Consider the following 13641-nt stretch of genomic DNA (forward strand, 5'->3'; position numbering starts at 1 on the left):
TGGGGATGTAGGCGCCGCCGAGAATCTTGAGCAGCGTGGACTTGCCCGCGCCGTTCTCGCCCATCAGCGCGTGCACCTGCCCGGGCTGGGCGGTGAAGCTGATGCCGTCCAGCGCCTTGACCCCAGGAAAGGTCTTGCCGATGCCGTCAAACCGCAGGGCCGCAGCGGTCATTGCCACAGCCCGATTTTGGTCAGCTCTTCCTTGAAGTTCTCGCGGGTGATCAGCGTCACTTCATCCATGGCGGTGTACTTCGGCGGCTCGGTGCCTTTGGTAACCCAGTCGAACATCATTTTCGCGGTGTTGTAGCCTTCGATGTGCGGGCTAGGCAGCATCGAACCAAAGAAGCCGCTGTTGGGCTTTTTCAGCTCGCCAATCGCGTCGGTGCCATTGATGCCGATGCCGATCACATTGGCGGCCTTGAAGCCGGCGCTTTCGGTGGCACGCACGCCACCGAGCACGGTGTTGTCGTTCATGCCGCCGATGATCAGGTTCTTCGCGCCGCTGGGCAGTTTCACCAGCGCGGAGTTGGTGGCGTCCATGCTACCGGGTACGTCGAGGGTCTTGGCGGCGGTGAACAGGATGTGATCCTTGGGCATGCCGGCCTCCTCCAGGGATTTGACCGAACCGTCAGTGCGTTTCTTGCCGGTGTCGAGTTCGTTGAAGGTGTTGATCACCGCATAGGTGTCCTTCCAGTCCCAGCCGCGTTTCTTGGCTTCGGCGGCCATCGCGGCGCCCTGTTTCTGGCCGACTTCAAACGCCGCCATGCCCAGGTACGGCACGTCTTCCATGAAATTGCCCTTGGCATCGACGAAACGGTCATCCACCGCAATTACCTTGAGGCCGTTGGCCTTGGCCTTGGCGACGATGGCCGGGCCGAGGGACACGTCCGGCGGGCAGATCACGAAGCCCTTGGCACCGTTGGCAGCGAGGCTGTCGATGGCCGACAAGGTTTTCTCGCCGTCAGGCACGGCGATCTTGATCACCGTGAAGCCATGGTCCTTGCCGGCTTTTTCGGCAAAGGCCCACTCGGTCTGGAACCAGGGTTCTTCAGCCTGTTTGACCAGAAAGCCGATCTTCACTTCTTCAGCGGCCAGCAACAGCCCGCTCAGGCTCATGGCCGAGACCGCCACGGCGGCAGCACACAGGGAACGGATACCACGACGACGATTCATACGGTGACTCCTTGTTGTTGTTTTTGAATTCGGGCGTTAACCGGCAAAGCGGTGACAGGGTTTACCCGGCACATCGACTTCAATCGCCAATACCGCGCCGTCCAATGGGTGATCCAAGGGGCTCGCGGCACTGGTGATATAGAGCGTGGTGAGCGTGGGGCCACCCAACACGCAACTGGTTGGCCGGCTCACGGGCAGCTCGATGATGCGGTCCACCGTCCCATCGGGCGCTATGCGCAGCAGGCAACTGCCGTCCCAGCGTGCGTTCCACACATAACCCTCAACGTCCATCGCCGAGCCGTCCGGCCCGCCGCGTTCGTGAGGGCCGAACCAGGGCGTGGCGGGCCCGAGTTGGCCGTCCGGCTGGATCACAAACTGGTACAGCGTGCCGTCCAGGCTGTCGCCGAAATGCACCAGGCCGCCGTCATCGCTCCACAGCAGGGTATTGGGAATGCCCAGGCCATTGAGCAAGGGCGTGACCTGGCCGTCGGCATCGATGCGAAACAAGCCGCCGGAGCGCCGCGTGACCGGCAGGTCTTCGCCGTGCGCGCCAATGTTGTTTTGCATGGTGCCCAGCCACAACCGACCCTGGGCATCGCAGCGCGCCTCATTGCCACGATTGCCCGTTTGCGGGTCGGCCACGCACAGCAACGTCAGCGCTTCGGTGTCCAGGTCGAGGCGATACACGCCGCTGCTCAGCGTGACCAGGGCATCGCCACGTTCACAGGGGATAAACGCCGAGACAGGCTCGGGCATCTGCCACACCTGCAGTCGTCCGCCCATCAGGCGCAGCGCCTGCTGGCCGGCGATGTTGACCCAGTACAGCGCCTGGGTGGGCACGTCCCAGAACGGACCCTCCCCCAATTGCGCACGGTGTGCAGTAACGGCGTGAAACGACATGGTGCCTCCTGGATTGTTGTTGTTCTCAGGCGTGCGTTACAGCGGGTCTCGCGATGGCGTGCCATCCACCAGCCGCTGGATACGCAACGGGTTGGCGTTTTTCAACGCGTCGGGCAGCAGGCTATCAGGGTAATTCTGGAAGCACACGGGGCGCAGGAAACGATCGATCGCCAGGGTGCCGACCGAGGTGCCACGGGCATCTGACGTCGCCGGGTACGGGCCGCCATGCACCATCGAATCGCAGACTTCCACGCCGGTGGGGTAGCCATTGAGCAAGATGCGCCCGACTTTCTGCTCCAGCAGCGGCGTGAGCTCGGCGAACTGTTGCAGGTCACTCGGCTCGCCAATGACAGTGGCGGTGAGTTGGCCGTGCAGGCCGTGCAACGCGGCGCTCAATTGGGCCTGGTCGGCGACTTCGACAAACACCGTGGTAGGCCCGAAGACTTCTTCTTGCAGCACTTCATCGCCATCGATCAACAGGCGCACGTCGGCCTTGAACAGCTGCGGCTGCGCTTGATTGCCGGCCTGTGCGCTACCGGCCAGATGCTGGATGCCGGGGTGAGCGAGGAGCTTTTCAAGGCCCTTGCCGTAGCTGCTCAACGTGCCCGCGTTGAGCATGGTCTGCGCCGGTTGATCGCCGATCAGTTGCGCCACTTGTTGGGTGAACGCGGTGAAGGCAGGCGAAGCGATACCGATCACCAGGCCCGGGTTGGTGCAGAACTGGCCGCAGCCCTGCACCACCGAGGCGGTGAGGTCGCGGGCGACGCTGTCGGCCCGCGCTTGCAAGGCCTGGGGCAAGACGATCACCGGATTGATGCTGGACATCTCGGCAAACACCGGGATCGGCTGCGGACGCGCCGCGGCCATGTCGCACAGGGCGCGACCGCCCTTGAGCGAACCGGTAAAGCCCACGGCCTGGATCGCCGGGTGCTTGACCAACGCTTCACCGACACCGCCGCCGAAGATCATGTTGAACACGCCAGCGGGCATCTCGGTGGCCTCGGCCGCACGGATGATCGCATCGGCCACGCGCTCGGCGGTTGCCATGTGCCCGCTGTGAGCCTTGAACACCACCGGGCAGCCGGCCGCCAATGCAGCGGCGGTGTCACCACCGGCCGTGGAAAACGCGAGGGGAAAGTTGCTGGCGCCAAACACGGCGACCGGGCCGAGGCCGATACGGTATTGACGCAGGTCCGGACGCGGCAGCGGCTGGCGTTCCGGCAAAGCTTTGTCGATGCGTGCACCGTAGAAATCACCGCGGCGCAACACGCTGGCGAACAAGCGCATCTGCCCACTGGTGCGTCCGCGTTCGCCCTTGATACGCGCCGCGGGCAGTGCGGTTTCGCGGCAGACCAGTTCGACGAAATCATCGCCCAGTGCGTCCAGCTCATCGGCCACGGCATCGAGGAACTGCGCACGTCGCTGGGCACTCAATGCGCGATAAGCAGGATAAGCCTGCGCGGCGGCCTTGGCGGCGGCGTCGACTTCCTGCGGCGTGGCCTGGTAGAAATCCTGTGGCAGGGCTTCGCCGGTTGTGGCATCGACACTCTTGAGGGTGATGCTGCCGTTGGCGCTGCGCTGGCCGCCGATGTAGTTGTGGCCGAGAAACGAGGTCATGAGGGGCTCCTTATAAGGTGATGACTTGGCCGGGTTCGAATGCCGCGTCGCTGCTGCCGACGCTATTGACCAGCGGCGCGCCGAACTCGGCCTGGCTGATCTCGAACACATCCCCCGGCTCGGTACGTATACCGTCGGCGAATGACAGGGTGGCGGTGCCAAAGAAGTGAATGTGCACGTCGCCCGGCTTGAGGAACTGCTGGTACTTGAAATGGTGGTACTCGAGGTTTTCCAGGCTGTGGCACATGTTGGCCTCGCCGCTGAGGAATTCGTTCTGCCAGATCACCTCGCCATTGCGCAGGATGCGGCTGCTGCCCGACAAATGCTGCGGCAACTCGCCGACGCGCAATTCGGGGCCGTAGCTGCAACTGCGCAATTTGGAATGAGCCAGGTACAGGTAGTTCTTGCGCTCCATGACGTGGTCGGAGAACTCGTTGCCCACCGCAAAGCCTACGCGGTAGGGCTTGTGGTCCGGGCCGATGACGTAAAGGCCGCCGATTTCCGGTTCCTCACCGGCGTCGTCGGCGAAGGGTGGCACCGGGAACGCAGCGCCAGGGCGCACCACGATGCTGCCGTCGCCCTTGTAGAACCACTCCGGTTGCACGCCTGCCTCGCCGCTCGCCGGTTTGCCGCCCTCCACGCCCCATTTGAAGATGCGCATGGTGTCGGTCAGCGCGCTGTCGTCGCCGGCCTGGTGCATCTTGTCGCGAGCGGCGGCGCTGCCCAGGTGGGTCAGGCCGGTGCCGCTGATGAGCATATGGGCCGGGTCCGGATGGTCGAGGGGTGGCAGGATCTTCAGCCCGGCGAGCAATGCGGCGTAGTCATGGGTGGCACCCAGACCCAGGCTGTCGACGTGTCGGGCAAGGCCGATACCGGCCTCGATGGCGGCCAGGGCCAATTCGCGCACGCTGCGGGCGCCCTGCACTTCGCGCACCTGGGCGCCGTCCACCACGCCGACCCGACGCTCACCGTTGTGTAATTCGAACTGAACCAAACGCATGCAATTTCTCCTCAATCAAGTACGTGTAGCGCCACGGGCGCTGGCGGCGAATTGGTCGGCGGGCAGCACGTGCTTGCGTTCCAGCACGCGGTAGACCACACCGGTGAGCAGCAAACCGAACACCATCACCGCGGACAGGAAGTACAGGCCAGATGCCAGGTTGCCGGTGTATTCCTTGAGCGCGCCGATCACGAACGGGCCGATATAGCCACCGAGGTTGCCCACCGAGTTGATCAGGGCGATACCGGCAGCGGCACTGGCGCCGGCGAAGAAACGCCCCGGCAAGGTCCAGAACACCGCCGTGCACGAGAACATCGCAAACGCGGCCAGGCACAGCGCCGCCATTTGCAGCACCGGCACGCTGAGCCAGGCGCTGAAGAACAAGCCGATGGCGCCCAGCACGTAAAGCACGGCGAGGTGACCGTAGCGATCGTTGAGGCGGTCGGAGCTGCGCGGGATGATCAGCAGGCCGATGATGCCGAAGAGGTAGGGCACAGACGAGATGAAACCGGTGGTCAGGTCACTGCCGCCAAACTGTTTGATCAGGGTCGGCAGCCACAGGCCCAGGCCGTAGATGCTCAGGGTCACCGGCAGGTAGAACAGCGCCAGCAGCAATACGCGCTTGTCCTTCAATGCATGCAGCGGATTGCCGTGGCGGGTCTGGCCGTAGGCTTGCAGGTCCTTGGCAAGCTCGCCGGTGAGCCAGGTCTTTTCCTCCTCGCTCATCCAGTTGACCTGCTTGGGGCCGTCCGGCAGGTAGCGCAGCACCGGCCAGGTCAGCAGGATCGCCGGGGTGCCGATCACGATGAACAGCCACTGCCAGCCGTGCAGGCCCAGGATGCCGTCCATGCCCAGAAGCCCGCCGGACACCGGTCCGGTGATCATCATCGCAATGGGTTGGGAGAGGATGAACAGCCCAAGGATCTTGCCGCGATGACGCACCGGGAACCACTGGGTGATGTAGTACAGCACGCCAGGGAAGAACCCCGCCTCTGCCGCGCCGAGCAGAAAGCGCATCACATAGAAGCTGTGTGGCCCCTGTACAAAGGCCATGCCGATGGTGATGGCGCCCCAGGTGATCATGATCCGCGCAAACCAGCGCCGTGCGCCGAAGCGGTCGAGCATCAGGTTGCTGGGGATCTCGAACAGGAAGTAGCCGATGAAAAACAACCCTGCGCCCAAGCCATAAGCCGCATCGCCAATACCGACATCGGCGCCCATGTGCAGCTTGGCGAAGCCCACTGCGGAACGGTCCACGTAGGCGATCAGGTACAGCAGGATCAGGAAGGGAATCAGTTTCAGCGTGATGCGCCGAATAAGCCGCAGTTCCTGGCTCATGGGTCGATCTCCGATTGTTGTTTTTATAGAAGCTCGGGGGACGCCTCTCGCGGAAAACCGCCAGGGTCATACCTCAGTTGAGACCGACTATATAGTATGACTATTTGCAAAACAACTCTTCCAAATCGGCAATTTTGCGCTTATGTTTAAGCCGCACAGAACATATAGTCATACAATAAGAGAATCGATCATGTCTGATAAAAAGCCCGGCCTACGCTCCGCCCAGTGGTTTGGTACTGCCGACAAGAACGGCTTCATGTACCGCAGCTGGATGAAGAACCAGGGCATTGCCGACCATCAGTTCCATGGCAAGCCGATTATCGGCATCTGCAACACCTGGTCGGAGCTGACCCCGTGCAACGCGCATTTCCGCCAGATCGCCGAGCACGTCAAACGCGGCGTGATCGAGGCCGGTGGCTTCCCGGTGGAATTCCCGGTGTTCTCCAATGGCGAATCCAACCTGCGCCCCACCGCCATGCTGACCCGCAACCTGGCGAGCATGGACGTGGAAGAAGCGATTCGCGGCAACCCGATCGACGGTGTGGTGCTGCTGACCGGCTGCGACAAAACCACCCCGGCCCTGCTGATGGGCGCCGCCAGTTGCGACGTGCCAGCCATCGTGGTCACCGGCGGGCCGATGCTCAACGGCAAGCATAAAGGCCAGGACATCGGTTCGGGCACAGTGGTCTGGCAACTCAGTGAACAGGTGAAGGCCGGCACCATCACCCTGGATGACTTCCTCGCAGCCGAGGCCGGCATGTCGCGCTCGGCTGGTACGTGCAACACCATGGGCACTGCGTCGACCATGGCGTGCATGGCCGAGGCCCTCGGCACGTCCCTGCCCCACAACGCGGCGATCCCGGCCGTGGATGCGCGGCGTTACGTGCTGGCGCACATGTCTGGCATGCGCGCAGTGGAAATGGTGCGTGAAGACTTGAAGCTGTCGAAGATCCTGACCAAGGAAGCCTTTGAAAATGCGATTCGCGTGAACGCTGCCATCGGGGGTTCGACCAATGCGGTGATCCACTTGAAAGCCATCGCCGGGCGCATCGGCGTCGAACTCGACCTGGACGACTGGACCCGCATGGGCCGCGGCATGCCGACCATCGTCGACCTGCAACCCTCGGGGCGCTTCCTGATGGAGGAGTTCTACTATGCCGGTGGCCTGCCTGCCGTGCTGCGCCGCCTGGGCGAAGCGAATCTGATCCCGCACCCGAATGCCCTCACCGTCAACGGCAAGTCCCTGGGCGAGAACACCAAGGATTCTCCGATCTACGGCCAGGACGAGGTGATCCGCACCCTCGACAACCCGATCCGCGCCGACGGCGGCATCTGCGTGCTGCGCGGCAACCTGGCGCCGCTGGGTGCGGTGCTCAAGCCCTCCGCCGCCAGCCCGGAACTGATGCAGCACCGTGGCCGCGCGGTGGTGTTCGAAAACTTCGACATGTACAAGGCACGTATCAACGACCCCGAGCTGGACGTGGACGCCAACTCGATCCTGGTCATGAAGAACTGCGGCCCCAAGGGTTACCCAGGCATGGCGGAAGTCGGCAACATGGGTTTGCCCGCCAAACTGCTGGCACAGGGTGTCACGGACATGGTGCGCATCTCCGACGCTCGCATGAGCGGCACGGCCTACGGCACGGTGGTCTTGCACGTGGCGCCGGAAGCCGCCGCCGGCGGGCCGTTGGCCACGGTGAAGGAAGGTGACTGGATCGAACTGGACTGCGCCAATGGCCGCCTGCACCTGGACATCCCCGACGCCGAGCTGGCGGCGCGCATGGCTGACCTGGCGCCGCCGCAGAAACTCATCGTCGGCGGCTATCGCCAGTTGTACATCGACCATGTGCTGCAGGCCGACCAAGGGTGCGACTTCGACTTCCTGGTGGGTTGCCGCGGGGCGGAAGTCCCACGGCATTCCCATTAATTGGGATGCTATGATGCCGCGTCTTTAAGCCAGAGCCTTCCCGTCGTCATGGATCACCAGCCGCCCAAGCCGCGCAAGAGCCAGCATGCCCAGATCGTTCAGGACCTGGGCATGCACATCGTTTCCGGGCGCTTCAAGCCGGAAGAACGACTGCCCATGGAAGCCACGCTCTGCGAGGAATACCAGGTCAGCCGGTCGGTGTTGCGTGAAGCCACGCGGGTGCTGAGCGCCAAGGGCCTGGTGTATTCCAAGCCACGGGTGGGTGCGGTGGTGCGGCCGCGGTTGAAGTGGCACCTGCTGGACCCGGACGTGCTGTCCTGGTTGATGCAGTCCACGCCCCACAGCGAGTTTTTCAATACGCTGGCCGGGGTGCGGCGCATTCTTGAGCCGGAAATCGCCGCCATGGCCGCGACCACCGCGACTGACGAAGACATCGCCACCATCGAAAAAGCCTACGCGGGCATGGAAACCGCGAAGACCCACGAGGACCTGTTGCAGGCCGACCTGGACTTCCACCGCGCCATTGCCGACGCCACGCGCAACGACCTGTTGGCCTACATGTGCAACATGCTGTCGCTGCCGCTGCGCGAGTCGATCAACATCACCAACCGCCGCCCGGATATCCAGGGCCTGAGCCTGCCCCGGCACAAGGCGATCCTCACCGCGATCCAGAACCGTGATGCCCTGGGTGCGCGGCATGCGTCGCTGGTGCAATTGGATGACACGCGGGTGGCGCTGGATACGGTGATGAATGTGTTGACGCCGCTCTGACAGCCGAGCGCTATCAGGCAAAAGGCAGCCACCTGTAGGAGCGGGCTTGCCCGCTCCTACAGGTGGGGTGATTACAAGGTGTAGGCGATGCCGACCTGGACGGTGCGTGGCGCGCCTGGGTAGGCGTAGAAGTTGCCGAAAGCGCCTTCTTCAAAGTCACGGTTGAACAGGTTCTTCACGTCCAGGTTAAGCCGGACGTTCTCGTTGACCTTGTAGTAGCCGAGCAGGTCGACCACGGTGTAGGCGTCCATCGTGAACGGCGTGTTGGAGGTTTGGCCGACGCGCTCATCCACGTATTTCGCGCCTGCTCCCAGACCCAGCCCCTTGAGGCTGCCATCCTGGAATTCGTACACGTTCAACAGGCTGAAGCTGTTGCGCGGGATGTTGGCCAGATGGGTACCGGTGCGCAGCGTGTTGTCTTTGGTGACCTTGGCGTCCACATAGGCGTAGCCACCGATCACGCGCCACTCGGGGGTGAGGTTGCCGGCGACGTTCAAGTCAAAGCCGCGACTGCGGACCTGGCCGGCGGCGACCCTGAAGCTGGTATCCAGCGGGTCGGTGGTCAGCACATTCTTTTTGTCGATCTGGTAGACCGCCGCGTCGACGCTCAACTGGTGATCCAGCGCTTCCCACTTGACGCCCATTTCATACGACTTGCCCTTCTCGGGCTCAAAGCCTTCACCCGTGCGGGTGGCGCCCGTGTTTGGCTTGAATGAACGCGCAGCATCGGCGTAAACGGCGAGGGACTCGGTGAGGTCGTAGATTACGCCGACCCGTGGGGTCACGGCGTTATCGCTCGCTTCCCAGCTCTTGGTATTGGCGACGTACGTCTCGTACTTGTGCTCAAACCGCTCGAAGCGCGCACCCGCCAGCACTTTCAAACGCTCGGTCAGGGCGACCTGGTCCTGGACGAAGGCCGCGTAGGTCTTGAGGTTTTCTTTGTCATTCGTCGGCGTGCTGACCAAGGCAGGACGCGGCTTGCCGTAGACCGGATTGAAGATATCGCTGGTGTAGGCGGCGGCGGAACGCTGGATGATCGACTTGTAGTCGTAGTCCTCGAATTCCACGCCGGTCAGCAAGGTGTGCTCGAAACCGCCGGTGGAGAAATGCCCGGTGAGGTTGAGCTGGGTGTCCTTGTCAGTCCATTCCAGCTTGCGGTAGTTGAAGTTGCGATTGAGGGTATGGCCGTCGGCAGCCAGGCCGTTGGCCTCGATGGCGTTGCCTTTAAGCGTACCGTCCAGCCACTGGAAACCACCGCCCAGGGTCCAGTCGTCGTTGAGCATGTGCTCGAAACGCAACTGGGCCATGTTGTTGTCGTTGTGCAACTTGCCGACGTCTTTATCACCCCAGAAGGTATCGCGGGACGCGGTGCCTTTCTGCGTGGCAAAACGCGTGAGGCCACGGTCCAGCGGGTGGTTGTTGCGCATGAAATCGCCTTCGAAAATCACCTTGGTGGCGTCGGTGGCCTGCCAGGTGATCACCGGGGTCACGCCGTAGCGTTCGGTCTCGACGTGATCGCGGAAGGTCTCGCCGCCCTCGCCCACGACATTGAGGCGATAGGCCAGCCGGCCCTCTTCATCCAGCGGGCCGGAGGCATCCAGGGTGCCGCGCTGCATGCCTTGATCGTTCAACTGGCTGCCCAGGGTCACGGTGCGCTCGGCCAGCGGCTGTTTGGATACCACGTTGAAGGTACCGCCCGGATCGCCACGGCCATAGAGCGTGGTGGCCGGGCCGCGCAGCACTTCGAGGCGCTCGATGGTGTTGGCGTCCGGCATGTTCGGGTAGCCGCGGTTGATAGGGAAGCCGTTGCGGTAGAACTCACCGGTGGTGAAGCCGCGCACGGTAAAAGTGGTCAGGCCCTGGCCGCCGAAGTTGTTGGCACGGCCAACGCCGCCGGCGTAGTCGAGTGCGTCTTGCAGGCGGGTGGCGCCGATGTCTTCGACCACATCCTTGGTGACGACGCTGATGGACTGCGGGGTTTCATGAATGGCGGTATCGGTGCGCGTCGCACTGGCCGAGCGCGTGGCCCGATAACCCTGCACCGGCCCCTGGGCGGTTTCATAGTCGGCAGTGCCGGTGATGTTGGTGGCTTGCAATTCAAGGCCAGCCTTCTCGACCGGCTCGACGGCGGCCCAGCTGAAAGGGGAAAACGCCTGAAGCACACAGATGGAAACCAGGGTACGACGCATGAATGATGAACCTAGTGAATGAGCCAGATGGGGCGGCATACGTGCCAGATTTTGCGGCGCGATGGTATAACAAGATATCGACGATTGATATCTATTCTCATTCACTATCTTTCGTGTAACGACTGTGTATCACGAACAATGCAAAAAAAATGTGGGAGGGGGCGAGCCCCCTCCCACATTGGGATCTTTATCTGACGCTAGAGCCCCATTGAATCAGCGATAGCGTTCCAGCCAATGCGCATACGGCGCCGGCAAGGTCCAGGACGACTGCTCGACCCCCAGCTCCTTGGCCGCAAAATACGCCCAGTGCGGATCCGCCAGATGCGCGCGCCCTACCGACACCAGGTCCAGATGACCGGCCTGCAGCGCGCCTTCGGCCAGTTGCGGTGTACCGAAGCCCCACGCAGAGGTGACCGGGATACCGGCTTCGCGGCGGACACGTTCAGCGACCGGCCCCATAAAGGCCGGGCCCCATGGGATATGGGTGTCGGGGATGGTGAAGCCGACGCTGACGCTCAGCAGGTCCAGGCCGCCCGCCTTGAAGTTGCGCGCCAGTTCGATGGATTCGGCGAGGGTCTGTTCATCGCGGCCGTCGTATTCGATCACGCCAAAACGGGCGGTGAGCGGCAGGTTTTCCGGCCAGACTTCACGCACGGCGGCCAGGGTTTCGAGGAGGAAACGGCTGCGGTTGTCGAAGCTGCCGCCATAGGCATCGGTGCGCTGGTTCGAATGCTCGGAGAAGAAGCTCTGGCCCAGGTAGCCGTGGGCGAAGTGCAGCTCGATCCACTCGAAGCCCGCGTCACGGGCACGGCGAGCGCCATCGACGAAGTCCTGCTTGACGCGGGCAATGTCGTCCAGGGTCATGGCACGCGGCACTTGCGGCAGGTGGGCACCGAAGGCGATGGCCGACGGAGCGATGGTTTCCCAGCCGCGCGCATCGGCGGCGGCGATATGGTCGTCCCCTTCCCACGGGCGGTTGGCGCTGGCCTTGCGGCCGGCGTGGGCAATCTGGATCCCCGGCACGGAACCCGCGGCCTTGATGGCCTGGACCATCGGCACGAACGCTTCGGCGTGGGCATCGCTCCAGATCCCGGCGCAACCGGGGGTGATCCGGCCCTCGGGGGCCACCGCAGTGGCTTCTACCACCACCAGGCCCGCGCCACCACGGGCCATGCCGGCCAGGTGCACGTGGTGCCAGTCGTTGACGATGCCATCTTCGGCCATGTATTGGCACATCGGCGGGATGGCGATGCGATTGCGCAGGGTAACGTCTTTGAGCTTGAACGGTTCGAACAAGGCGGCCATGCTGGACTCCAGTAGGTGAGAGTTTGATTCGATAGTTCGATGGTAATCGAACTATGGTATTCAACGATACCCCCCTGTTATGATTCGTTGCATGCGAGCCTTCAAACATCCCCCTGCCCAAGACCTGACCCTCGAACGCGTGCTGTACGCCCTGAGCGACCCAGTGCGCCTGGAAATCGTGCGCTGCCTGGCCGGTGTGCCCGAAGCCACGTGCGGTGAACTGGACGGCGGGCGGCCGAAGTCGAGCATGTCCCACCACTTTCGCGTACTGCGTGACGCTGGCCTGGTGCAAACCCGCAGTGTCGGGACTACGCACATGAATGCACTGCGCGCCGAAGACCTTGAAAGACGTTTCCCTGGCCTGCTGGCAAGTATCCTCGCCCAGCATTAAGTTTCGCTTCAGGTAAGCGCCGAACCTTCCCCGCAAACCCGCGTCCGAGCTAAGGCACTGTTGCTTACCGCTCGCCGCGAGGTCCTCGTTTGAAAGCCGCCATCGTCAAAAAATACCGCCTGATCATCAAAACCATGGGCTATGTGGGCTGGGCCCTGTTCTGGCTGCTGCTGTGGGATATCGCCGTCACCGTCGATTTCATGCTGTTTCTCAACGCCAAGTTGAATCTGCCGCTGATGCCACTGACGCTACTGGGCTCGGCACTGATTGTGCTCATCAGCTTTCGCAACAGCAGCGCCTACAACCGTTGGTGGGAGGCACGCACCCTCTGGGGCGCCATGGTGAACAATTCCCGCAGCTTCGCGCGCCAGGTGCTGACCTTACTGGACGACCCCGATAGCGAGGTCAACCCGGTCAAGGCCACCTTGCTGCGCCGCCACGTGGCCTACGTGAACTGCCTGGCCGCGCACCTCAAGGGCGAGCCGTGCCCCGAGGAAGTCCGCGCGTTTATCCCTGCCGATGAATTTGCCCGCAGCGGCGCCACCAACAACTTTGCCAACGACATCCTCACCGGTTCGGCCGCGTTGCTGGCCAAGGAATACAAGGCCGGCCACCTGGACAGCATTCGGCTGGCGCGGCTGGAATCCACCCTGGTGGATTTGTCCAATGCCCAGGGCGGCATGGAGCGTATCGCCAATACCCCACTGCCCTACCCCTACGTGTATTTTCCGCGCCTGTTCATTTCGCTGTTCTGCCTGATCGTACCGGTAGGCCTGGTGGAGTCCCTGGGGTGGTTCACCCCGCTGGCTTCGACGGTAGTGGGCTTCATGCTGCTGGCCATCGAGCGTATCGGCACCGACCTGCAAAGCCCGTTCCGCTCCAGCGAACACCAGATCCAGATGGAATCGATCTGCGAAACCATCGAGAAAAACCTGCAGTCGATGCAGCGTGATGCCCTGGGTGGCGAGCGCATCGCCTGACCGCCCGTCCGCCCCGCCTTCATGGCCTAAAGTGCGTGACCCATCGGTCG

At 62.9% G+C, this 13641-nt stretch carries 12 protein-coding genes; 4 read left to right on the forward strand and 8 right to left on the reverse strand.

Annotation, left to right across the window (positions count from 1 at the left end):
• The 6 genes from CQ041_RS19765 to CQ041_RS19790 form a co-directional block, all read right to left on the reverse strand.
• The coding region (locus tag CQ041_RS19765; RefSeq protein ID WP_146116085.1) for an ATP-binding cassette domain-containing protein at positions 1-172 on the reverse strand (172 nt) is incomplete at its 3' end.
• Positions 169-1173 carry a substrate-binding domain-containing protein gene (locus tag CQ041_RS19770; RefSeq protein ID WP_105524137.1) on the reverse strand — a complete coding sequence of 335 codons (1005 nt, stop codon included), beginning with the start codon at positions 1171-1173 and terminating at the stop codon, positions 169-171. The genes CQ041_RS19765 and CQ041_RS19770, both read right to left, overlap by 4 nt.
• A gap of 36 nt (positions 1174-1209) precedes the next feature.
• A complete protein-coding gene (locus tag CQ041_RS19775) occupies positions 1210-2073 on the reverse strand; it encodes an SMP-30/gluconolactonase/LRE family protein (protein ID WP_105524138.1) in 864 nt (287 codons plus the stop codon).
• Between the two features lie 36 nt (positions 2074-2109).
• Positions 2110-3690, reverse strand: coding sequence for an aldehyde dehydrogenase (NADP(+)) (locus tag CQ041_RS19780; RefSeq protein WP_105524139.1), 1581 nt, complete (start codon positions 3688-3690; stop codon positions 2110-2112).
• Between the two features lie 10 nt (positions 3691-3700).
• Positions 3701-4690 (reverse strand): AraD1 family protein, encoded by a 990-nt coding sequence (gene araD1 / locus CQ041_RS19785; protein ID WP_105524140.1) that lies wholly within the window; start codon positions 4688-4690, stop codon positions 3701-3703.
• A gap of 15 nt (positions 4691-4705) precedes the next feature.
• On the reverse strand, positions 4706-6028 hold the full coding sequence (locus CQ041_RS19790; protein WP_105524141.1) for an MFS transporter: 1323 nt from the start codon (positions 6026-6028) through the stop codon (positions 4706-4708).
• 190 nt (positions 6029-6218) lie between these two features.
• Here CQ041_RS19790 and CQ041_RS19795 point away from each other — a divergent pair, with 190 nt between their 5' ends.
• Together CQ041_RS19795 and CQ041_RS19800 are read left to right on the forward strand one after the other, a co-directional pair.
• Positions 6219-7955, forward strand: a complete 1737-nt coding sequence (locus tag CQ041_RS19795) for an IlvD/Edd family dehydratase (protein WP_105524142.1) — start codon at positions 6219-6221, stop codon at positions 7953-7955.
• 48 nt (positions 7956-8003) lie between these two features.
• On the forward strand, positions 8004-8726 hold the full coding sequence (locus CQ041_RS19800; protein WP_105524143.1) for a FadR/GntR family transcriptional regulator: 723 nt from the start codon (positions 8004-8006) through the stop codon (positions 8724-8726).
• A 71-nt stretch (positions 8727-8797) separates the two neighbouring features.
• Here the strand turns inward: CQ041_RS19800 and CQ041_RS19805 are convergent, their stop codons facing one another.
• Together CQ041_RS19805 and CQ041_RS19810 are read right to left on the reverse strand one after the other, a co-directional pair.
• Positions 8798-10915 carry a TonB-dependent siderophore receptor gene (locus tag CQ041_RS19805; RefSeq protein ID WP_105524144.1) on the reverse strand — a complete coding sequence of 706 codons (2118 nt, stop codon included), beginning with the start codon at positions 10913-10915 and terminating at the stop codon, positions 8798-8800.
• Positions 10916-11128: 213 nt separating this feature from the next.
• The gene (locus CQ041_RS19810; protein ID WP_105524145.1) at positions 11129-12220 is read right to left on the reverse strand and encodes an NADH:flavin oxidoreductase/NADH oxidase; all 1092 of its coding nucleotides are present in this window, start codon (positions 12218-12220) and stop codon (positions 11129-11131) included.
• Positions 12221-12311: 91 nt separating this feature from the next.
• On the opposite strand from CQ041_RS19810, the gene CQ041_RS19815 reads away from it, so the two are divergent.
• Both CQ041_RS19815 and CQ041_RS19820 read left to right on the forward strand, forming a co-directional pair.
• A complete protein-coding gene (locus CQ041_RS19815) occupies positions 12312-12611 on the forward strand; it encodes a helix-turn-helix transcriptional regulator (protein ID WP_163001929.1) in 300 nt (99 codons plus the stop codon).
• An 89-nt stretch (positions 12612-12700) separates the two neighbouring features.
• A complete protein-coding gene (locus tag CQ041_RS19820; protein WP_105524147.1) occupies positions 12701-13591 on the forward strand; it encodes a bestrophin family protein in 891 nt (296 codons plus the stop codon).
• Positions 13592-13641 lie beyond the last annotated feature (50 nt).

Source organism: Pseudomonas sp. MYb60 (assembly GCF_002979555.1).
Lineage (GTDB): Bacteria > Pseudomonadota > Gammaproteobacteria > Pseudomonadales > Pseudomonadaceae > Aquipseudomonas.

Bases quoted from the DNA above. Each gene is read 5' to 3' on its own strand.
- CQ041_RS19770 (WP_105524137.1), bottom strand. From the start codon at position 1,173: ATGAATCGTCGTCGTGGTATCCGTTCCCTGTGTGCTGCCGCCGTGGCG.
- CQ041_RS19780 (WP_105524139.1), bottom strand. From the start codon at position 3,690: ATGACCTCGTTTCTCGGCCACAACTACATCGGCGGCCAGCGCAGCGCC.
- araD1 (WP_105524140.1), bottom strand. From the start codon at position 4,690: ATGCGTTTGGTTCAGTTCGAATTACACAACGGTGAGCGTCGGGTCGGC.
- CQ041_RS19805 (WP_105524144.1), bottom strand. From the start codon at position 10,915: ATGCGTCGTACCCTGGTTTCCATCTGTGTGCTTCAGGCGTTTTCCCCT.
- CQ041_RS19800 (WP_105524143.1), top strand. From the start codon at position 8,004: ATGGATCACCAGCCGCCCAAGCCGCGCAAGAGCCAGCATGCCCAGATC.
- CQ041_RS19775 (WP_105524138.1), bottom strand. From the start codon at position 2,073: ATGTCGTTTCACGCCGTTACTGCACACCGTGCGCAATTGGGGGAGGGT.
- CQ041_RS19795 (WP_105524142.1), top strand. From the start codon at position 6,219: ATGTCTGATAAAAAGCCCGGCCTACGCTCCGCCCAGTGGTTTGGTACT.
- CQ041_RS19810 (WP_105524145.1), bottom strand. From the start codon at position 12,220: ATGGCCGCCTTGTTCGAACCGTTCAAGCTCAAAGACGTTACCCTGCGC.
- CQ041_RS19790 (WP_105524141.1), bottom strand. From the start codon at position 6,028: ATGAGCCAGGAACTGCGGCTTATTCGGCGCATCACGCTGAAACTGATT.
- CQ041_RS19815 (WP_163001929.1), top strand. From the start codon at position 12,312: ATGCGAGCCTTCAAACATCCCCCTGCCCAAGACCTGACCCTCGAACGC.